General features: G+C 38.0%; 22 protein-coding genes and 1 pseudogene. 11 read left to right on the forward strand and 12 right to left on the reverse strand.

Going from position 1 to position 21906, the window contains the following annotated elements; all coding sequences use genetic code 11:
- The 8 genes from msbA to M5121_RS11165 form a co-directional block, all read right to left on the reverse strand.
- Positions 1-1728, reverse strand: coding sequence for a lipid A export permease/ATP-binding protein MsbA (gene msbA, locus M5121_RS11130; RefSeq protein WP_087535850.1), 1728 nt, complete (start codon positions 1726-1728; stop codon positions 1-3).
- The gene (locus tag M5121_RS11135; protein ID WP_005159883.1) at positions 1725-2153 is read right to left on the reverse strand and encodes an ExbD/TolR family protein; all 429 of its coding nucleotides are present in this window, start codon (positions 2151-2153) and stop codon (positions 1725-1727) included. The genes msbA and M5121_RS11135 overlap by 4 nt, the downstream gene beginning before the upstream one ends.
- A gap of 14 nt (positions 2154-2167) precedes the next feature.
- Entirely contained in the window at positions 2168-2797 is a 630-nt protein-coding gene (locus tag M5121_RS11140; RefSeq protein WP_005159881.1) for a MotA/TolQ/ExbB proton channel family protein, read from the reverse strand.
- A gap of 47 nt (positions 2798-2844) precedes the next feature.
- Positions 2845-3732, reverse strand: a complete 888-nt coding sequence (locus M5121_RS11145; protein ID WP_249571215.1) for a ParB/RepB/Spo0J family partition protein — start codon at positions 3730-3732, stop codon at positions 2845-2847.
- Positions 3729-4511, reverse strand: a complete 783-nt coding sequence (locus tag M5121_RS11150; RefSeq protein WP_249571216.1) for a ParA family protein — start codon at positions 4509-4511, stop codon at positions 3729-3731. Before M5121_RS11150 ends, M5121_RS11145 begins: the two co-directional genes overlap by 4 nt.
- 18 nt (positions 4512-4529) lie before the next feature.
- Positions 4530-5165 (reverse strand): 16S rRNA (guanine(527)-N(7))-methyltransferase RsmG, encoded by a 636-nt coding sequence (gene rsmG, locus M5121_RS11155; RefSeq protein WP_087545343.1) that lies wholly within the window; start codon positions 5163-5165, stop codon positions 4530-4532.
- 176 nt (positions 5166-5341) lie between these two features.
- Positions 5342-6031 (reverse strand): N-acetylmuramate alpha-1-phosphate uridylyltransferase MurU, encoded by a 690-nt coding sequence (gene murU, locus M5121_RS11160; RefSeq protein ID WP_087535853.1) that lies wholly within the window; start codon positions 6029-6031, stop codon positions 5342-5344.
- Positions 6031-7044 (reverse strand): aminoglycoside phosphotransferase family protein, encoded by a 1014-nt coding sequence (locus tag M5121_RS11165; RefSeq protein ID WP_249571217.1) that lies wholly within the window; start codon positions 7042-7044, stop codon positions 6031-6033. Before M5121_RS11165 ends, murU begins: the two co-directional genes overlap by 1 nt.
- A 118-nt stretch (positions 7045-7162) precedes the next feature.
- Here M5121_RS11165 and M5121_RS11170 point away from each other — a divergent pair, with 118 nt between their 5' ends.
- Positions 7163-9628, forward strand: coding sequence for an LPS-assembly protein LptD (locus M5121_RS11170; RefSeq protein WP_249571218.1), 2466 nt, complete (start codon positions 7163-7165; stop codon positions 9626-9628).
- Positions 9628-10938 carry a peptidylprolyl isomerase gene (locus tag M5121_RS11175; protein ID WP_249571219.1) on the forward strand — a complete coding sequence of 437 codons (1311 nt, stop codon included), beginning with the start codon at positions 9628-9630 and terminating at the stop codon, positions 10936-10938. Before M5121_RS11170 ends, M5121_RS11175 begins: the two co-directional genes overlap by 1 nt.
- A 98-nt stretch (positions 10939-11036) precedes the next feature.
- Here M5121_RS11175 and fba read toward each other — a convergent pair whose 3' ends face one another.
- The 3 genes from fba to M5121_RS11190 all read right to left on the reverse strand — a co-directional run bounded on the left by fba (position 11037) and on the right by M5121_RS11190 (position 13738).
- The gene (gene fba / locus M5121_RS11180; RefSeq protein WP_004662410.1) at positions 11037-12074 is read right to left on the reverse strand and encodes a class II fructose-bisphosphate aldolase; all 1038 of its coding nucleotides are present in this window, start codon (positions 12072-12074) and stop codon (positions 11037-11039) included.
- Between the two features lie 199 nt (positions 12075-12273).
- Complete coding sequence (gene rhlB / locus M5121_RS11185; RefSeq protein ID WP_005159857.1) at positions 12274-13425, reverse strand: ATP-dependent RNA helicase RhlB; 1152 nt, start codon at positions 13423-13425, stop codon at positions 12274-12276.
- Positions 13426-13525: 100 nt separating this feature from the next.
- On the reverse strand, positions 13526-13738 hold the full coding sequence (locus M5121_RS11190; RefSeq protein ID WP_004653893.1) for a cold-shock protein: 213 nt from the start codon (positions 13736-13738) through the stop codon (positions 13526-13528).
- A 564-nt stretch (positions 13739-14302) separates the two neighbouring features.
- Between M5121_RS11190 and M5121_RS11195 the strand changes: the two genes are divergently transcribed.
- The 9 genes from M5121_RS11195 to M5121_RS11235 all read left to right on the forward strand — a co-directional run bounded on the left by M5121_RS11195 (position 14303) and on the right by M5121_RS11235 (position 21256).
- Positions 14303-14542 (forward strand): sulfurtransferase TusA family protein, encoded by a 240-nt coding sequence (locus M5121_RS11195; RefSeq protein ID WP_005159855.1) that lies wholly within the window; start codon positions 14303-14305, stop codon positions 14540-14542.
- A gap of 131 nt (positions 14543-14673) precedes the next feature.
- Positions 14674-15543 carry an RNA polymerase sigma factor RpoH gene (gene rpoH / locus M5121_RS11200; RefSeq protein WP_004662417.1) on the forward strand — a complete coding sequence of 290 codons (870 nt, stop codon included), beginning with the start codon at positions 14674-14676 and terminating at the stop codon, positions 15541-15543.
- 107 nt (positions 15544-15650) lie between these two features.
- A complete protein-coding gene (locus M5121_RS11205; RefSeq protein WP_005159854.1) occupies positions 15651-16016 on the forward strand; it encodes a DUF423 domain-containing protein in 366 nt (121 codons plus the stop codon).
- A gap of 9 nt (positions 16017-16025) precedes the next feature.
- Complete coding sequence (gene thiS, locus M5121_RS11210) at positions 16026-16223, forward strand: sulfur carrier protein ThiS (RefSeq protein ID WP_087535859.1); 198 nt, start codon at positions 16026-16028, stop codon at positions 16221-16223.
- A gap of 23 nt (positions 16224-16246) precedes the next feature.
- Positions 16247-17032, forward strand: a complete 786-nt coding sequence (locus tag M5121_RS11215; RefSeq protein ID WP_249571220.1) for a thiazole synthase — start codon at positions 16247-16249, stop codon at positions 17030-17032.
- A 424-nt stretch (positions 17033-17456) separates the two neighbouring features.
- Positions 17457-18656 carry a serine/threonine transporter SstT gene (gene sstT, locus M5121_RS11220; RefSeq protein ID WP_249571221.1) on the forward strand — a complete coding sequence of 400 codons (1200 nt, stop codon included), beginning with the start codon at positions 17457-17459 and terminating at the stop codon, positions 18654-18656.
- A gap of 9 nt (positions 18657-18665) precedes the next feature.
- Positions 18666-19346 carry a YoaK family protein gene (locus tag M5121_RS11225; RefSeq protein ID WP_249571222.1) on the forward strand — a complete coding sequence of 227 codons (681 nt, stop codon included), beginning with the start codon at positions 18666-18668 and terminating at the stop codon, positions 19344-19346.
- A 3-nt stretch (positions 19347-19349) separates the two neighbouring features.
- The gene (locus M5121_RS11230) at positions 19350-19889 is read left to right on the forward strand and encodes a DUF2058 domain-containing protein (protein WP_004662427.1); all 540 of its coding nucleotides are present in this window, start codon (positions 19350-19352) and stop codon (positions 19887-19889) included.
- A gap of 116 nt (positions 19890-20005) precedes the next feature.
- Positions 20006-21256 (forward strand): mechanosensitive ion channel family protein, encoded by a 1251-nt coding sequence (locus M5121_RS11235; RefSeq protein ID WP_249571223.1) that lies wholly within the window; start codon positions 20006-20008, stop codon positions 21254-21256.
- A gap of 231 nt (positions 21257-21487) precedes the next feature.
- Here the strand turns inward: M5121_RS11235 and M5121_RS11240 are convergent.
- Positions 21488-21735 (reverse strand): annotated as a pseudogene (locus M5121_RS11240) (IS3 family transposase); the annotation flags it as partial.
- Positions 21736-21906 lie beyond the last annotated feature (171 nt).

Below are 21906 nucleotides of genomic sequence, written 5' to 3' on the forward strand. Positions count from 1 at the left end.
TTAATTTTCCTCAAAATTACGTTGATGCAATTGATAATACACGCCATGTTTATCTAGCAACTCAGTATGTGTACCCTGCTCGATAATTTGTCCTTTGTCCATTACCACAATAAGATCTGCATTTTCAACTGTAGATAAACGGTGCGCAATCACTATCGTCGTACGACCTTGCATCGCTTCATCAAAAGCTTGTTGGATAAAGTATTCCGACTCATTATCAAGCGCACTGGTTGCTTCATCTAAAATTAAGATCGGAGAATCTTTTAAGATTGCTCTGGCAATCGCAATACGTTGACGCTGACCGCCTGAAAGATTCAAACCTTGCGCACCAAGTATTGTGTCGTAACCCTGTGGCAAATTCATAATAAAGTCATGTGCATAAGCAGCTTTTGCAGCTGCAATAACCTGTTCATCACTTGAGTCTTGAAGCTGACCATAAGCAATATTGTCACGCACAGAACGATTGAATAGCACAACCTGTTGATTGACTGTCGCAATTTGTGAGCGAAGATAAGAAAGCTCTATCTCTTGTACAGGAATATCATCAAAATAAATTTGCCCTTCACTTAATTCTTGAAAACGCGGCAGCATATTTACTAATGAGGTTTTCCCTGCACCAGATCGACCAACCAAAGCAATGGTCTGACCGGCTTCAATATCTAGACAAAAATCCTTAATTGCATGCGTACCATCTGTATAACGCAGATTAGCATGATCAAATTTAATATTGCCTTTCAAAACTGGCTTAAGCTGACCATTATTTTCTTCTTCTGGCATGTCAAGTAGTTCAAATACCGAATGTGCTGCTGCTAAACCACGCTGAAGTTTCTCATTAATATCAGTTAAATTCTTCACTGGTTTAGAGATCAGACCTGCCGCAGTAATGTAGGAAACAAACTCTCCTGCTGAGGTGTCACCTAAAACCTGTGGGCGAAGCGCTAACCATAAAATAATTGCCATTGCCATAGACAATAGTAATTGTATGATCGGGCTATTAATATTCTGCACCACAACCATTTTTAGGCCACGACGAAGATTTTCCTCAGAAGATTTGTAAAAACGTTGCTGCTCAAAAACCTCACCCGTAAAACTCTTAACCACCGAGTTTCCATTAATCGTTTCTTGTACCACATGGTTCACATCGCCCATCGTGTTTTGCACTTGAATTGACAACTTACGCATTTTCTTAGATGCGATTCTGACCAATATCCCAATGAAAGGCATGAAAACCACGATACATAGAGTCAAACGCCAGTTGGTATAGAGTAAATAACTCAACAAACCAATAACAATTAAACCATCTTTAACTAATGTTTGTAGAGATTCAGATGATGCTGCTGTGAGTTGTTCGACGTTATACATCAATTTTGCACTGATATGACCTGCACTGTTATCAAGATAATATTGCGCAGGTAAGCGCAGTAATTTAGCATAAACTTCTTGACGAATACTAAATACCAAACTACGTGAAATAACTGCTGAAAAGTATCCACCTAAGAACAAACCAAGGCCACGGAAAAACATAAGTAAGACAATTAAGGCCGGGAACCAATCTAAATTTTCGCGACTACCATTTTGGATTGCATCAATAATATATTTCAATAACTTTGCGACAGAAACCTCTGTCGCAGCGTTGATTCCAAAACCAAGTAAGACGAATAAGGCAACGCCCCAATAAGATTTTAAATATGATATTAAACGGACATAAACCTTAAAATCCTGATTCACTCAGTAAAACCTCTAGTTGGAACTTTGGTGCTAATATTGACATTAACAAAGCCGAGTTGACCTGCCACATCCATTACACGAATCACATCTTCATGTTTTGCTTTTGCATCAGCTGCAATAATAAACATAAAATCACGACGATCCTGTGCAGCCTGTTTAATCGCAGTACTGAGATCGGCACTATCTTTGGTCGATAATGCTTGACCATTCACAGAATAATGTCCCGTGGAGTCTACCATGATTTCAATTTTGTGATCGAATTGTTTAGGCGGAACACCTTGAGCATCTGGTAAAGTAAGATTTATACGGCTTTGCTGACTAAATGTGGTAGATAATAATAAAAACACCAAAATGAATAACATACAGTCAATCATTGGCGTCAAATTGATATGAATATCTTCAACTTGAGAACGTTTAAATTTCATAATATCACCTATGCTCAGCTTGCACGGCGATTTTCTTGCACATGAGGTGCTTTTTTGTAGAAAAGTGCAGCATGAAATAATGTTGATTGTTGTTCTAACTCAGCAATATATTCATGTACTACACGTTGAAAATAACGATAAGCAATCATTGCTGGAATCGCTATCAGCATACCTACAGCCGTAGTAATCAATGCTTTAGAGATACCAGGCATCATCATGCTTGCATTTCCAGCAGAACCGATATCAATCACTAAAAACGATTCAATAATACCAAGTACTGTTCCTAACAAACCAAGCAAGGGTGCAATCGCGCTCAATGTACCTAAAAAGTTAATATTTTTTTCTAGATAGCTGATTTCTTGGGAAGCTGTTGCTTCCATTTGTGCACGCGCAAACTGCTCACCTTGATCTTGATGATCATAACCAGCTTTTAAAATACGACCTAACGGACTTTTTACAACGTCTTCTTGCTCTAAATGTGAAATAACATTGTCCACATTTGAGCCTTGAACCAGTAATGCTTGAGGTAAAACTTGTGACCGTCTTAAGCGAATATATCGCTCAATTGTAATAGCAACCGTAAAAATTGATGAGAGAATAAGCGGTAGCATTAACCAACCACCGGCTTTCACAAGTTCCCACATATTATTCCCCAATAATATTTAAAATATAAAAGGACGCACCTTAAATATTAGTTAGGTAAACAAATATTTAAAATTCCATCCAACTCATCCAATGAGTGATAATGAATGACCATTTTTCCTTTACCTTTTTGGTTATGGTCAATTTTAACATTTGCTCCAAAACGTTCCGATAGTTTCTGAGTCAATTGTTCAATATCAGGAGAAACCTGCACCTTTTCCTTTTCAGGCTTTGGTTCACTCCACTCACGTACTAACTGTTCAGTCTGACGCACTGATAATGCTTTTTCAATTACGATTTTAGCAACATCCATTTGCTCTTTTGCTTTTAGGGTCAGAATGGCACGAGCATGTCCCATATCAAGTTGACCTTGTTGCATTAAGTCCTTAATTGGATCAGCCAAACTTAATAACCGCAATAAGTTACTCACCGTAGTACGAGCCTTACCTACTGTATCCGCGATTTCTTGATGACTTAAACCAAATTCATCATGGAAACGCTGCAAAGCTACCGCTTGATCAATTGGATTGAGATCTTGTCGCTGAATGTTTTCAATTAACGCCAATGCGATTGCAACTTGGTCATTTAAGTCACGTACAATTGCCGGAACTTCAGCCAAACCTGCTAATTGGGCAGCACGCCAACGGCGCTCACCCGCGATAATCTCATAAGGGTGTTGTTCATCATCCACTGGACGAATCACAATCGGTTGCATCACCCCGTGTTTCTCAATCGATGAAGCAAGTTCTTGTAAATCTTTTTCTTGAATAAAACGACGTGGCTGATATTCGCCACGTTTCAGTAAATTGACATCAATTTGCTTGAGTTGACCATGATCCAAAGCCTGTGCTTCAAGTTGCAATTTCTCTTTTTGAATTGAACCCAATAGTGCATCTAAACCACGACCTTTAGCCAATCCGCGTTTTTTGATGCTCATACAGCACTTCCTTTTTTCACTTTACTTTTCTTCAACATTTCTGCAGCTAAATTCAAATATGCAACTGCACCTTTTGAGCTTTTTTCGAAATAAATCACTGGTAAGCCATGTGCTGGCGCTTCAGCCAAGCGAATATTCCGAGGGATCACCGTTTCGTATAACTTTTTACCAAAATATTGCTCTAACTCAGCAGACACGTCACGGGTTAAAGCGTTACGAGCATCATACATCGTACGTAATACCCCTACAATTTCCAAGTTTGGATTCAGGGCTTTTTGTATACGATCAATTGTTTGTGTCAAATCTGCCAAACCTTCCAAAGCATAATATTCACACTGCATCGGAATAATTACACTATTGACCGCAGCCAAAGCATTCACAGTTATCAAACTTAGGCTTGGTGCGCAATCTACAATAATATAATCAAATGCTGAATCTACTTCTTGTAACGCATTTTTGAGAATAAACTCTCGTCCTTCTTGCTCGGCAATTGCTAACTCAACGCCAGCAAGTTCACGATTTGCACCTAAAACTTTATAACCAACGTCAGCTTTCTGAATTGCTGTTTCAATTGGCACTTCACCCAACAACACATCGGTAATCGAGTAAAGTAAGTCATTCTTTTGAACGCCAGACCCCATAGTGGCATTACCTTGAGAATCCATATCAACCAATAAGACACGTTTCTTCAAAATCGCCAAAGAAGCAGCAAGATTAACGGCTGTTGTGGTTTTTCCCACGCCACCTTTTTGGTTTGCAATCGCAATAATTTGAGCCATGATTACCCTTAATATTTTTTATTGAATTCGTTGAAGTAAAAGTAAATGACGTTGTTCATCTAATCGCGGCACACGCAACTCAATCACTTTGCATGAATACTGTTCTTTCATCTGTTCCATTTCATCAGTTGGAACCAAACCTTTCATTGCCGCAATAATACTCTGCTCATGCATATAGGGTTGCGCTGCATCTACAAAATCAGTTAATGAAGCAAATGCACGACTAGTAATGACATCAAACTGACCAAGTTCATCAATCGTGTCCTCATTTTCTACACGTGTTTGAACTGCAACAACATTATCCAATTTTAAATCGGCAATAAATTGCTTAAGAAAACGAATTTTTTTTCCATTTGAATCTAATAATACACACGAGCGCTCTGGTTGACATAATGCAATGATCATGCCCGGCATTCCACCACCCGTGCCAACATCTAATAAACGTCCTTGTGGCAAATCATTTAAAATACTTAAGCTATCTAATAAATGTTTAACCAGCATTTCTTTCGGGTCACGAATGGCTGTCAGGTTATATGCTTTATTCCATAGCACGAGAGCATCTTGATATTTCAATAAGAGTGTTAGCGCTTCCTCACTTAGGTTTAAACCTAACGCTTGACTACCTTGCTTTAATTCTTGAAAAAAAGGATGCATAACAGTGCGAGATCTCGATAAACTTGCCGTGCAGTATACCCATTTCTGATGCAAGGCACAGTAGGACTTGTTGAACGATTATGCAGTTAAACATTTTCAAACCTGATAAACTGCACAATCTATTCAGTTTTTTGTCTTTCCTTAGATAAATTTAAGGTAAATAAGACAATAACCTATTACGAAAACTTATTTTGCTTAATTTGTTGATCTAGCTGCTCCAAACGTTCAGGTGTGCCAACATCCACCCAAATCCCTTGTAATTTTTCAGCTGACACTTGTTGTTGTTGCATCGCTTGCTTTAACAATGGCGCTAGAGGTCTTTTACCATTTTCCAAACCATTAAACATCTGCGGAGCTAATACTGCAATACCACTATAAGTTAAGGCTTCACCTATTTGTCCCTGCTCAAAAGTATGGGCCAAATTATTAGACAAGATAAAATCACCTTTCTGGTGCTGCGGTGGATTTTCAACCAATACTAAGTGTGCTTGCTTATCTCCCAAATGGACATTTAACAATGACGAAAAATCCATCGTGGTCCAAACATCACCATTCACCAAAATAAAAGGTTCATCACCCAGTAACGGTAAAGCATTGATAATACCACCTGCGGTTTCAAGCCCTTCTCCTTCATGAGACCACAAAATCGTCACACCGAATTTAGAGCCATCTCCTAAAGTAGTTGCCAGTTTTTCACCCAACCAAGCGGTATTAATGACAATCTCTGTAACACCAATCTTTTGCAACTTTTCAATATGCCAAACAATCAGTGGCTTTCCACCTACTTCAAGCAAAGGTTTAGGTGTATGTAAGGTCAGAGGACGCATGCGATTCCCTAGCCCTGCAGCAAGAATCATCGCTTTCATTATGCTGCAACCTCGTAATCGCCATATTTCGCAATAAATTTAGGCATGACCACGTCACGAATAAACTGCATAAATTCATTCAGCTCATCATAGCCTTGGCTTTCTTCAAGCAAATACCACATTACTCGTGGTAAGTCTTTTAAGTACCCAGATTTACCATCACGCTCAAACAGACGGACAAAGATACCTAGAATTTTGAGATGGCGTTGAATTGCCATCAAATCTGCATCTCGCTTGAACTGTTCAAAATTACGGTTTTCTTTTGCTACAGCTGGTAATAAGTTATAGAACACCTCAAACCATTCGTAGACACGCTCAGCATTCCATTGTACATAAGCATCACGTGTAATCGAGATCAGATCATAGGTATCTGCACCAATGACTGCATCTTGGAAGTCGATCACGCCTAATGCTTGCTCGTTTTCTATTTTCATCAAGTTACGACTATGATAATCACGATGCACAATCACTTGTGGCTGATGCGTCGCCTCAACAGCTAAAAAGTCAAAAGCTTGTTCAATCGTTTCTAACTGTTGCTCTGTAGGCTGAATATCTAATGAAGGCAACATCCACTCTGTCAGCAAACGCATCTCTGTCATTAATTTTTCATAAGAGTATGCAGGCAGTTGTTCAAGACCGTCGATTTGTTGTAATTCAATCAACTGTTCAAAGCTTTGTGCATAGTATTGGTCAACAGTTTCATCTGTTAGTAAGGTTGAAAGAACAACATCACCAAAATCTTCCAATAGTAACAACCCCAAAGTCAGGTCTTTAGCGACGATATGCGGAACACGCACACCATTTTTGTCAAAAAACTCATCAATACTTACAAATGGTGCACAATCTTCTTTTTCAGGTGGCGCATCCATCAGCATATATGTTTTGTTTTGTAACTTAATTCGCGCATAACGGCGAAAGCTTGCATCTCCAGCCAAATAATTGATCTCGAATTGATCAGATTGGAGAGTGGCTTGGAGCCAAGTTTGTATCAATTGTTCACGTTGTGTATTCATTTGCAATAAAATCTAAAACTAGCTGAGATTTTGAAAGCTTAAGTGTAGCCACTTATCAACTTTTTCTCTATGATGCGACAATAATTAATTGTGAATTAGCGTACTGGTTAATGAGACAATGAAACATCAGTTTAAATTTAATCCTTTAGCAACAGCTATTTTGACACTCTTGTGTGGCGGCTCGATCCAATCAGGTTTCGCAGCTCCAGCTGATGCTGTCTCTACGCTTGACAATAAACAGCTGCAAGCCACTATCCAAAAAAACCAAGATCAAGACAGTTATCCTGGTGAAAAATTTTTTCAGCAATATTATGTCGACAAATCTGCACCAGAAGCACATTTACGAGACAATCGTTATTTAAGCTCTTCTTTTTGTCAGGGAACATGGGTCACACCAATTAACCCCGAAACAAAGGCAAGCAATTCCAATACAACGACTTCCGTGATTACCGCTGATTATGGGCATTACAACCCAACTGGCGATTCTGTTCTACAAGGCAATGTCGTGATTGATCAAGAAGGCCGCACAATTCGTGCCGATCAAGTTACGATTGACTCAACTCAGACGCACGCCTCCGCTCAAGGTCGAGTACAACTGGCTCAATCAGGCCTACTTACTCAAAGTGACGCAATAAATTATAATTTAAAAACCCAAACAGGCGATTTGAACAATAGTTTTTATATTTCTGAACAGCAACATGCTCACGGACATGCAAGTCAGATTAAACGACAGAATGAAAATTTAGTTGTATTGAAAGATGCAAGTTATACCGCTTGCCCTCCTGAACAAAAACCGGCTTGGAAAATCCAAGCTAAACAAATTGAACTTGACCAAGCAACTGGTCGTGGCGTAACTCGCGGAACAAAACTGTATGTAAAAGACGTGCCTGTTTTAGCCGTGCCATATTTCAATTTTCCAATTGATGACCGTCGTACCACTGGTTTATTAAGTCCAACTTTTGGTTATAGTAACGAAGGTGGCGTCCAACTGACTGCACCTGTATACCTTAACCTTGCACCAAATTATGATCTTACACTCACACCAAGTTATATGAGCAAACGCGGCGCAAAATTAGATGCCGAATTCCGTTATATGACTGAAAGTTTTGGTTCTGGACGTATTTGGGGTGGATATTTACCAAACGACAACTATTACGAAGATAAAGATCGAAGTGATTTACATTTTCTTCATGATTGGAAAATCAATAACCAATGGTCAACTAACTTAGAGTACAACTACGCTTCCGATAAAGATTACTTCGCAGACTTCAATAACAACCCAAACACGCGAACAGATCTTAACTTACGTCGCGCATGGGAAATTAATTATCGCAATGGTATTCCTGGACTTAAGGCTCAATTAAAGGTTGAAGACTTTCAAACGCTAGATCAAAGTATCAAAGATGCAGATAAGCCTTATGCACGACTTCCACAGTTTTTATTAAATTATGTAGGTGGGAACCCTCAAGGCTTACAATATGAGTTTAATAACGACACTGCTTATTTTAAGAAATCGATCACCGATGGCTCTGCGTTAGAGTCAAGTGGTACACGTATTTATAATCAATTTGCCGTTCGCTATAACTACCTAACTCCATCGTGGTTTTATGCAATTCCAGAAATATCTGTAAGAAGCATTAATACTTTTTATGATCAAGACTCTAAAGAAGGTCGCGATCTTTCTATATCTGATGATTTAGAAAAATCAGTTGCGGTACCTCAATTTAGTTTTGCAACAGGCGTTACTTTTGAAAAAGAAGGTAAATATTTGCAGAGTATTTCCCCTCGTGCGTTTTATGCCTATTCTCCTTATAAAAAACAAGATGATCATCCTAACTTTGATTCCACCACCGCATCAATTAATTACGATCAACTTTTCAACCCTTATCGATTCTATGGACACGACCGCTTAGATGATAATAACTTCTTGTCTCTGGGTGTAACTTATAGCCTATTAGATACAGAGGGCTTAGAACGTATTAAAGCAAGTATTGGGCAAAGCTATTATTTTAGTGATCGACGTGTCACATTAAATCAGCAACCAGATGAGTTTGACACACAGCGCCATACTGGCCCAATTGTAAGTGTTTCAAGTCAATTGAATCAAAACTTTACCATAGCTGCAAATTCTGCTTGGATGTCAAATGGCGACAATGCTCAACGTGACTTCCAAGCCTACTATGCTGGAGAAAAAGGCAACTTATACAATGTAGGTTATTTCTATCGTAGCAATATTCAAGATCGTCAAAGTTCATACGACCAAGCTGTTGCATCGTTTATACAACCAATAAAAGATAATTGGCGTATTATGGGTCACGCTCAATATGACTTAGATAATAGTTTAATGCGAGAATACTTACTTGGTGTGAATTATGAATCTTGCTGTTGGGCAATTTCAGTTTATGGCAGATCTTACTACAATGATTTAGATGATCCAAACTCACCAGATGTTCATAGAAAACGTGCTGTTATGGCTGAGGTTACACTTAAAGGTCTAGGTGCACTCAACAATAAGCTAGCCTCTCTTCTTGAAAATAGAGTTTTAGGTTTCAACAAAATTAATCAATCTTGGACACAACGTTAATGAAGATAAAATCTTTCCAACATATCTTTAAAGCGACTGTTCTCGCTACACTTATTTCTTCATCAATGCAAAGCTTTGCGCAACCTACGGATGAGGTTGTTGCAATAGTTGATAGTAGTGTCATTCTTAAAAGTGATTTAGAACAAGGAATTGCAGAAACAGAACATCAGTTAAAAGCACAAAATAAAACTGTGCCGCCCCAACAGTATTTACAGATGCAAGTGCTTGATCAGCTCATTATCCGTCAAGCCCAATTAGAACAGGTCAAACGTTTTGGCATTAAAGCTGATGAAAAGAGTTTAAATGCTGCAGTCTTAAAAATTGCAAATCAATCAGGTGCCAATACACTAGAAGCATTCCAACAAAAATTGGACGCGATTGCACCAGATACTTATGAAAATTTACGCAATAGGATTGCGGAAGATTTAGCAATTGGTCGCTTACGCCAACAACAAGTCATGTCTCGTATTAAAATCAGTGATCATGATGTTGAAAACTTTTTAAATTCACCAGAAGGCCAAGCTGCGCTTGGCACACAAGTCCATGTGATTCACATGCGTATTTCTGGTGAAAATAGCGAAGAAGTTAAAAAAGTTGCACAAGAAGTCAAACAAGCACTAGCAACTAGTGATGATCCTAAAGCGATTAGTACCAAGCTTGCGACCAGTGCAATCAAGGTTGATGGTGCTGATATGGGATTCAGAGCACTATCAGACATTCCTACTGAACTTGCAGCACGCATAACACCATTACAAACAGGTCAGACCACAGAACTGATCAATGTCCGCGATGGCGTTCATGTTTTAAAACTTTTAGAACGCAAACAAAATGATCAAAAAGCACTTGTATCACAATATAAAACTCGACATATTTTGATTCAACCATCTGAAGTTGTCAGCTTAGATCGTGCAAAACAAATGATTGATAGTCTTTATAATCGTGCGAAGGCGGGCGAAGATTTTGCAACCCTCGCTGCAACCTATTCAAATGATACTGGTTCAGCACGTGATGGTGGCAGTTTAGGCTGGGTAAGTCCTGGTGTTATGGTGCCAGAGTTTGAACAAGTCATGAAAGAAACACCAGTTGGGCAAATCAGTAAGCCTTTCCAAAGTCAGTTTGGTTGGCACATTTTACAAGTGACTGATACTCGCCAACAAGATATGACCAAAGAAGTGCAAGAACGTATGGCTCGTCAAATTTTAGGTGAGCGTTTGTTTGATACCGAAGTAGACGGTTGGATGCGTGAACTTCGAGCTAATGCTTATGTTGAAATTAAGGATGCAAATCTAGACACGAAAGCACCGAAATAATCCAAGTTAAAACTGCCAGCGATCGCCGGCAGTTTTATTTTAAATATATTCAAAATAAAAATAGCGGCAATTGCCGCTATTTTTATATTACAAATTAATTATTTGTAACGATCGACCATTTTCTCTAAAGAAATTGGGCGGATCTTATCTGCATTACCTGATGTACCAAATGAATTATAACGATCTACACAGATTTGCTTCATCGCTTCAACTGTTTCACCAAAGAATTTACGCGGATCAAATTCGCTTGGTTTTTCAGCCATCATACGACGCATCGCACCTGTAGATGCTAAACGCAAATCGGTGTCAATATTAATCTTACGTACGCCATGTTTGATTGCTTCCACGAGCTGCTCAACAGGAACACCGTAAGTTTCCTTAATATCACCACCATACTGGTTAATCACAGCCAACCACTCTTGTGGTACAGAGCTTGAACCATGCATTACAAGATGCGTATTTGGTAACGCAGCATGAATTTCTTTAATGCGATCAATTGCCAAGATATCACCTGTAGGTGGACGAGTAAACTTGTACGCACCATGTGAAGTACCAACAGCAATTGCCAAAGCATCTACATTCGTATCAGCGACAAATTGAGTTGCTTCTTCAACAGAAGTGAGTAACTGAGAATGATCCAGCACACCTTCAGCACCAACACCATCTTCTTCACCAGCCATACCAGTTTCAAGGCTACCTAAGCAACCAATCTCACCTTCAACTGAAACACCACACGCATGTGCCATTGCGACAACACGACGAGTAACATCAACATTATAGTCATATGATGTTGGAGTCTTACCATCAGCACCCAATGAACCATCCATCATCACAGAGCTAAAGCCCAATTGAATAGAACGTTGACAGACATCAGGACTCGTCCCGTGATCTTGGTGCATTACCACAGGAATATGTGGCCATTCTTCAATAGCTGCCAAAATCAAATGACGTAAGAAAGGTGCACCTGCATATTTACGTGCACCTGCCGAAGCTTGCACAATAACAGGTGAATTCGTTGCATCAGCAGCGAGCATAATTGCACGCATTTGTTCTAAATTGTTTACGTTAAACGCTGGTACGCCGTAGTTATGTTCTGCAGCGTGATCCAAGAGCTGGCGCATTGAGATGAGTGCCATAATATCCTCCCAGGTAATGCGCCATATTCTACATGTTGATTTACTTCAATTCAGCAACTAATCACTGGATTTCCGAAAAAATCATGAATCATTTGTGTAATTTAACAAATGAAAGCCTTTTAAAATAAAAAAAGACTAAATTAAGAAAAAATTTAGTCTTTTTAAATGTTATGTGAATATCAGAAAATCTTGTTTAGACTTAACAATATCCATCTAAACGCGTTAAAGGTAACTTTTTACCAATCGCTTTTTCAATTTCTGGCAAATAGAAAGCATCATCTTCCGATAAGAAACTAATACTCACACCTTGAGCACCAGCACGACCTGTACGACCAATTCGATGTACATAATCATCAGACTGCTCTGGCAAAGTAAAATTCACCACATGCGATACGCCGTCAACGTGAATACCACGACCAGCAACGTCTGTTGCGATCATAATATTATGCTTACCTTGTTTGAACTGGTCGAGCATCTTCAATCGTTTATCTTGAGCGATTTCACCAGATAACATACCGACTTTATAACCATCACGCTTTAAGTGATCATATAAACGACGCACCTGATCTCGACGATTTGCGAAAATCATAACTTTATCAATTGGTTCATCACGCAAAATTTCTTGCAATAATTTGTACTTATCTTGTTTCGCAACCACATAAACACGCTGCTCCACATCATTATTGGTTTTTTGCTCAGGCTCAATTTCAACCGTTACAGGTTCAAATAGCCACTGACGGGCAAGATTAAGCACATCATAGCTAAAAGTTGCAGAAAACATTAAAGTTTGACGTTGTTCTTTGAAGGGTGAATAACGCACAATCCGTTTTACCGATGGAATAAAACCCATATCTAATAAACGATCGGCCTCATCAATCACAAGGAATTCGATCTTATCCAACCAAACTTCTTTTTGCTCGACAAAATCAATTAAACGACCAGGCGTTGCAACGATAATATCAACAAAATTACTATCCAACATTTTCTTTTGCTTATCAAAATCCACACCACCAAGTAGAGTAACAAGATGTAAGTTTGAAAATTTTGTTAAAGCTTGTGCATCACTCTCAATCTGTAGTGCTAACTCACGTGTAGGAGCCAGAATCAGCGCACGTGGTTCGCCACGAAAACGTTTTTCTTGTAGCGGATTATTTAATAGATCATTGATCACACTAATCAAAAAGGCTGCTGTTTTACCTGTACCAGTTTGCGCTCGACCAATGGCATCATGCCCTGCTAATGTATATTTCAAAACCTTTTGTTGAATTGGGGTCATTTGTGTAAAACCCAAAGCATCAATTGCCTTCTTCAACTGCGGATGTAAATTTAAGGTTTCAAAACCAGATGTCATATATGCTCTCGAACCATCAATGATCAAAAGAAAGTGGCATTATAAACAAAAACGCCCCAAATAACATTGGAGCGTTTTTATATTGCGTTAAAGCAACAAATTAGTCTAAAGGCTGAACGTTTTCAGCTTGGAAACCTTTTTGTCCTTGAACTACGCTGAATTCAACGCGTTGGCCGTCACGTAAAGAACGGTGACCGTCACCCATAATTGCGCGGAAATGAACAAATACGTCATCACCACCATTACGTTGAATAAAACCAAAGCCTTTAGTGTCATTAAACCACTTTACTACGCCTTGTTCACGAGCTGTCATAAGTCAATCCTCAGATATTGAAAGATAAGGACCTTCCGGTGTTGCAAACAGCAGAGCCAACAAGGTTTTAAAATATTTATAATTTCAAAGCTTGTAATCATTCTGTAAAACTATCAACAATTTCCGGTTACATCCATTTGTTATAGGTTTTTTTAACGATCTTATCGTATAGCATACATCCTAAAACGCATCGAGCTTAACATGGGTTCATGATAATTAATAGATTTATTTTGAGTTATTTCCAATGTTTCTATCTGTTTTTTTCAATAATTTAGCAGTTTTCAAGTGCTTTTTTTAGTATAAAAATGCACTGCTTTATTGCCATAAAACGAGAAACAATTTTAGATAAAATTAATCAGAAAAGAAAATCAAAGCGATTCATTTGCATTCAACGCTATTGAGCTAGTTATTAGGTTTAAAAAACACTCACAACCATTTTTAAGATTAAAAGCTCAAAAGAGAAAAACCGAATTAATATAACTTCCCAAATAATTCAGAGTAAATCCTCAGTAATCACCATATAAATTTGTTAAAATCATATCGAACTCAATTTATTAAAACTTTATGACCCAAATATCCGCATGCCCTGAAGTGATTGATGCACTTGGGCAACCCTGTCCAATGCCACTATTGATGTTGAAACGTGCTTTAAAAAAAGCTGAAGGATCTAAACAGTATTTATTGAAATCATCCGATCCACACAGTGAAATTGATGTAACACGATATTGCCAAATCCAGCAACTTCAATGCCAGACACAAAAAATTTCAGAGAATGAGTTTCACTATTTAATTGAATCTATGTAATTCTTTGATAAACTCTAGCTAAAGATAAACTAGATAACTTTACATTTTTATACTCAAATTTCCTTAGTGATGAAGAACATTCGCATTAAGATGAAATTGTTGACTTAAATACCATCCTATAAGGAGACTCCATGACTACTGACAGCAGCAATCAATTGATGCCCCTGTCATTGTCTGCGCCAGGTGTAAATCTTGGTGCATATATCAGTACTGTCAATCAAATTCCAATTCTAACGGCCGAGCAAGAAAAAGAACTTGCTGAACGTTATTATTATGACCAAGATCTTGATGCTGCCAAACTATTGGTAATGTCACACCTACGTTTTGTCGTACATATTGCACGTAGCTATGCAGGTTACGGATTGCCACAAGGCGATCTTATTCAAGAAGGTAACCTTGGATTAATGAAAGCGGTCAAACGCTTCGATCCAAATATGGGTGTTCGCTTAGTTTCTTTTGCAGTGCACTGGATTAAAGCTGAAATTCATGAATATGTGATTCGTAACTGGCGTATTGTCAAAATCGCAACGACCAAAGCACAACGTAAATTATTCTTTAATTTACGTAGTCTTAAAAAATCAAGCAAACGACTCACATTAGAAGAAGCGAAATCAATTGCCAATGATTTGAATGTGACACCAGAGCAAGTGCTCGAAATGGAAGGTCGCCTAACCGCTTATGATGCTGCTTTTGAAGCTCAAGGTGATGATGATGACGATACCCCACATACAGCTCCTGCACTTTATCTTGAAGATAATCGATACGACCCAGCTCGACTGATTGAAGAAGAAGATTATGAAGAGCAAAGTAGTTCTGCCTTACATGAGGCCATGGAACAGCTTGATGATCGCTCTCGTAATATCTTGCAACGTCGTTGGTTAGATGATGATAAATCGACTTTGCATGAACTGGCTGCAGAATATAACGTTTCAGCAGAACGTATTAGACAGCTTGAAAAGAATGCAATGGAAAAAATCAAAACTGCCATGTCTGCAAGCTAAAATCGAATCAAACACAAGGGCTTTAATGCCCTTTTGTTTTATCTGGCTTTGTTTAAGCACCCGAATATGTTAAGTTTGTTCATCAAATTTCCAGTTCCATTATCATTATGTGGATAGCTATCTCGGCGCTTAATCTTGCACTTGCAGTTATGTTGGGTGCTTTTGGTGCTCATGGACTCAAATCTTTTGCAACCCTAGAACAACTCGCTTGGTGGGGTACAGCAACTCAATACTTTTTCTATCATGCAATTGGTTTGCTTATCTTAGGCGTCCTGCATAAAACCACAGCAACATTTCCAATAAAAATTCCTTTTATTTTGATCCAAATTGGTATCATCTTTTTCTGCGGTTCGTTGTACATTATGGCGCTCGGACTACCGCGTATTTTAGGTGCGATTACACCGATTGGCGGTGCGTTTATGATAGCGGGCTGGCTGTTACTCGCATGGCAAGCAATCAAGCATGCGAAATAAGGATTAATCATGCACATCTATTTAAATGGCGAGTCAATCGACACGTCTTGTGAAAACCTACAGCAATTGATTCAGAATTTAGCCTTAGAAGGCAAACGTTTTGCTGTAGAGAAGAACCAACAGATTATTCCGAAAAGTAGACTTGAGCAAACGAAAATTGCTCCTGAAGATCGTATTGAAATTATTCAAGCTGTTGGTGGCGGATAATCGGCTAAAAATGGAGTAAGCCCATGCAAGATTCCCCTTTAATTATTGGTTCTCGTACTTTCCAATCTCGTTTATTGGTCGGAACTGGTAAATATAAAGATCTCAATGAAACTGATTTAGCCATTCAAGCCAGTGGTGCTGAGATTGTGACGGTGGCAATTCGCCGTGTAAATATCGGTCAGCATGCCGATCAACCAAATCTACTTTCTGTGATTCCACCTGAGAAATACACAATCCTGCCAAATACCGCAGGTTGCTTTGATACAGATAGCGCGATTCGGACTTGTATGCTAGCTCGTGAACTGCTTGATGGTCACAATTTGGTGAAGTTAGAAGTCCTTGGTGATGAAAAAACTTTATATCCTAATGTCACTGCAACGCTTAAAGCAGCGCAAACCTTGATTGATGATGGCTTTGAAATCATGGTCTATACCTCAGATGACCCTATTGTTGCGCAAGAACTTGAAAGTATGGGCTGTGTTGCCATCATGCCTTTAGGTAGCTTGATCGGTTCTGGTCTTGGTATTTTGAATCCACATACTATTTCCATCATCAAAGAAAATGCCAAAGTCCCTGTTTTAGTGGATGCAGGTGTGGGTACTGCCAGTGATGCTGCAATTGCAATGGAATTGGGTTGCGACGGCGTATTAATGAATACAGCGATTGCCGCTGCTCAAAATCCAATTTTGATGGCTTCTGCGATGAAGAAAGCGGTTGAAGCAGGTCGTGAAGCATTTTTAGCAGGTCGTATGCCACGTAAGCGTATGGCCAATGCAAGCTCACCTGAAACAGGATATTTTTTCAAGTAAGAGAAAGAAGGGACTAAATAAGTCCCTTCTCTATTTGTATTAATCGCTATTTGCTTAATGCAATAATTATATGGATAAGACCAAATTCTTTAAAAACCACTCATTTGTACAATAATTTTTGAGATAAAATGATTTATTGTTCCTAGAATTATCAATAAGTTATCAATCTAAATTTTAAGCACTAGATAGAAGAATACTGACTTTTTACTTATAGTTTTTTAGTAAAACTATAGAGATAAGATCTTTTTTTACACAAAAAGATTCTGTATTTTTAAATAAAATACTTTTAAAAACATTATTTTAATTTTTATGGTATTTTTAAAGTAATTCGTTCATCAAAAAAATTTAAAAAAATACAGTGCTTAGGTATAGAATACGGCGCTTGTTTAACCTTAAACCACATATAGGTTTATAAGGCTTTTATATGTTTAATGTATTGTCTCGCTTGAGCTTAGTCAGCAAAATTATTATTGCTATTTTTTTAGGGATTGGCGTAGCTTTGCTTTTTCCTAACTTTACACCTTATTTGAGTTTATTAGGTGAATTGTTTATTAAAGCATTAAAGTCGGTTGCCCCGATTCTTGTTTTTGTTTTAGTGCTTGCTTCGATTGCTAATTTCAAAGTTGGGCAAAACTCAAACTTAAAACCTGTTATGATTTTGTATGTGGTTGGAATGCTACTCGCAGCATTTAGTGCTGTTGTAGCAAGTATTGCCTTCCCAAGTCAGCTATTTCTTAATTTATCAACTCAACCAGCTCTACAAGCACCCGGTAGTTTGGCTGAAATTTTAAAGAACTTATTATTAAGCTTTATTGCCAATCCTGTACAAGCGATTAGTGAAGCCAACTTTATTGGTATTTTGGCCTGGGCAATCGGCTTAGGTTTAGCATTACGTCATAGTTCTGAGACTACGAAACAAGTGCTTACTGATGTAGCTGATGCAGTGAATAAAATTATTCACACCGTGATTAGTTTTGCCCCCGTGGGAATTTTTGGCTTAGTCGCAGTCACTTTTGCGGACGCAGGTTTAGCAACTTTATCTAGCTATGCACATTTGTTAATTGTACTAATTGGAACAATGCTTTTTGTTGCATTAGTGATTAATCCAATCCTAGTCGCATTGACGATGCGAGCAAACCCTTATCCATTAGTGTTCAAATGTTTAAAAGAAAGTGGAATCACAGCATTTTTCACGCGTAGTTCTGCTGCCAATATTCCTGTGAATCTAGATTTAGCACGACGCTTAGGTGTAAACGAAGCAACCGCAAGTGTATCTATTCCACTTGGAGCAACAGTCAACATGGCAGGTGCAGCGGTTACAATTACAGTATTAACGCTTGCTACTGTTCATACATTAGACATTCATGTTGATTTAAGCACGATGATTATCCTTTCAGTCGTTGCAACCGTTTCAGCATGTGGTGCATCAGGTGTTGCAGGTGGCTCATTACTGCTTATCCCTGTTGCTTGTAGTTTATTTGGTATATCATCTGAAATTGCGATGCAAGTAGTTGCGATTGGTATGATTATCAGTGTATTACAGGATTCGACTGAAACTGCGCTGAATTCGTCAACTGACGTTTTATTTACTGCTGCTGTAGATTTCCGAAACCGAAAAAACTAGTAGATTGTTATGCCCTTACAGCGTTTACCAAACTGGATTCAACTTGGTGCTTTTTTACTCGCACTAAATGCTGGTATGGTTAACGTATTGGGGCTATTTACTGTTCTACATCAATCAGTTTCACACATGACTGGCAACGTCAGCATGCTGGCAATGAGTTTGCTACAATGGCAACCAGAGCATTTTATTTATCTCAGTTTAGTAGTTTTATGCTTCATGATTGGATCGTTTTACAGCGGTCTCATTCTTGGGGATAGCAATGTCTCTTTTGGCCATCATTACGGTTTCCCACTTAGTTTAGTTGCTGCATTTCTATTTTTAACTTGGCTTTTGTTACCTTACTTCCCGCGCTATGGTTTGTTGTGGGCATGTGTCGCCATGGGCGTACAAAATGCGATGGTCAGTCACTATAAAGGTGCAATTATCCGTACAACACATTTATCAGGCGTTTTAACGGATATTGGTTTAACCTTAGGTTATAAAGTTCGTGGTCTAAAAATAGAAAATAGGCGTATTTTTTTACACTTGCTCATCTTTCTAGGATTTTTTATCGGTGGGCTTATTGCGAGTTTGCTTTATCCTTATTTAAAATTACAAACTTTTCTAATACCAGCAAGTTTAAGTCTGACCATGAGTATAGCTTACTGGGTAATTTACTTTCGCTCTTCATCAAACTCGAATTCGGATTGAATTATGGTTAAAAATGCATTACAAGCTCAGTTACTCAAAGCGGGTTTGGTCGACAATAAAAAAGCCAAGAAATTAACCAAACAGGTGCAACATGAGCAACGCACTGGACAACATGATGATGCCTCATTAAAAGCTGAAATCGATCGAGTGAATCAAGAGAAATTAGCCAAAGACCAAGCACTGAATTTAGAAAAACAAAAGGTTTTAGAAGAAAAGGCGCTTAAAGCTTCAATTATTCAAATGATCAAGCAACATAAAATTTTACAGACAGAGGGTGATGTTACCTATCAATTCATTGATGAGGGGAAAATTAAAAAGGTTTATCTTTCACAACAAGTTTATAATGCGTTAGTGACGGGTTCTTTAGTTATTGCTAAAGATCAAGATAAATATGCTTATCTCCCCAAAGCTCTTGCAGAAAAAATTGATCAGAAAATGCAAGGATTTATTCTGGTTAACAATAATACTGAGAAAAATGATCAAGCAACTGATGAAGAAGATCCATACGCGGCTTATGTTATTCCAGATGATTTAATGTGGTAAATCACACCTCATTAATGTAATACAATCTTACAGATCGTATTCAAAATGTGATCAACTCATCATAATATCTTTTAACACCTTACAATTAACAAAGTGAAATTGTAAGGTGTTTTGATTTGAATTATTTAAGTTTTATTAGCGAAATTAGAAGTGAATTAAGCCAATACCCTTGGTTAGAAATGCTCATTTCATTCGCAATTTTGATTTTTCTAGCGGCTTTAGCAAATTTTATTGCCAAAAGAATTATTGTACGTGGTATCCGCCATATCATTACTAAGCTTAAGTCACCTCATCAATCAATTTTTGCCCAACACAGCGTTACACGTCGATTTGCAAATATCGTTCCTGCGATAGTCATCATGAACGGAATCAGTGCAGTTCCCCATCTTCCATTAAAAGTAATTACATTAATACAAATGGGAGCGCAGGCATTTATTTTTCTCACGCTTGCTTTATCAATTAGTGAAGCACTGAATATTTTTAACTTAGTGTATCAACGCAATCCAAAATCGAGAAATAAACCCATCAAAGGTTATTTACAGCTGATCAAACTGATTTTATTCGTTGTCTGTGGTCTTATGATTTTAGGTACTTTTCTTAAAAAAGATGTGTTTACTTTACTCGCAGGCTTCGGTGCAATGGCAGCAGTTCTCATGCTGGTCTTCCAAAATACGATCCTCTCTTTAGTCGCAAGTGTACAAATTGCCTCTTATGATATGGTTCGCATTGGAGACTGGATTGAGATGCCCTCTTTAAATGCGGATGGCGATGTGATTGATATATCTCTGCATACAGTGACCGTACAAAATTTCGATAAAACATTGACCACCATTCCGACCAACAAACTTGTCACTGATACATTTAGAAACTGGCGTGGTATGAGTAATTCAGGCTGCCGTCGTATTAAACGTTCGATATTTCTTGATCAAAGTAGTGTTCACTTTATGACTGATAGTGAACAGCGAAAATTAAAAGACTTTTTACTTTTAGACCATTATCTTGATGCAAAACAAGATGAAATTAATAAGTTTAATGATCATTTAAGCAATCAATCAGAATGCAACCAACGTCGTTTAACCAATGTGGGAACATTCCGTGCTTATGTAGAGTTCTATTTACGCCAACATCAAGGTATTGCGCAGAATCAAACTATTTTAGTTCGTCAACTACAACCCACTAGTGATGGTCTACCTTTAGAAATTTATGCATTTACAAATACGACAGCATGGGCATCTTACGAAGCAATTCAATCTGATATCTTCGATCATTTAATTGCAATTATTCCTGAATTTGGTTTGAGAATTTATCAAGCACCGTCAGGATATGATTTTAAAAACTATTTACCTGTTAAAGATGCTCAAATCTAATGTGAACTAAGTTTTAAGGCTTTGCTTTTTTCAATACTAAAGCCTTAGAGTATTCAAATAGAAAAACCTTTAAACCTAATTTCCCAAAATTTTCTATGAAACCTTAAAATGTGTAGATAATGCAGTTTTATTCTTATCGGTTGAGTATCTAAAAAATTTTTGCAATAAACTAAGATAAGGAATCAGAAAGTACACATGTGCTTTATCTATGGTTGAATAAGCCACACCTAATTAATGTTTCTGTTTAAAGGCTTCTAGGGTTAACCAGCCGTTTGCGGAATGCCTTTTGACCCGATTGTAATAAATCTCAATATAGTCAAACAAGACAGTATTCACCTCTTTTCGAGTGGCAAACGCACTACCATGTATCACATGACCTTTCAATGTATGATAAAAGCTTTCTGTCACTGCATTATCCCAACATGAGCAGTGCTCTGCGCAAGACTGCGTGACATACTTTGAATACAGTTATTCGTTAAAAAAGCATTTAGCCATTTTTACATCTCCAAAGTTAGCATTACGTTAGCTTTAGAGGGATTATGTGTACATTATTTTGGCTAGGATCACTGATGTGTGCTGAATTAGCAGGAGACTTTCACTTGGGAGATTCTAGGCAGCTAACCGATAAAAGTCTTCTGCCATTTGATTTG

Origin of the sequence: Acinetobacter sp. ANC5681, from assembly GCF_023488045.1 — a bacterium.
Lineage (GTDB): Bacteria > Pseudomonadota > Gammaproteobacteria > Pseudomonadales > Moraxellaceae > Acinetobacter.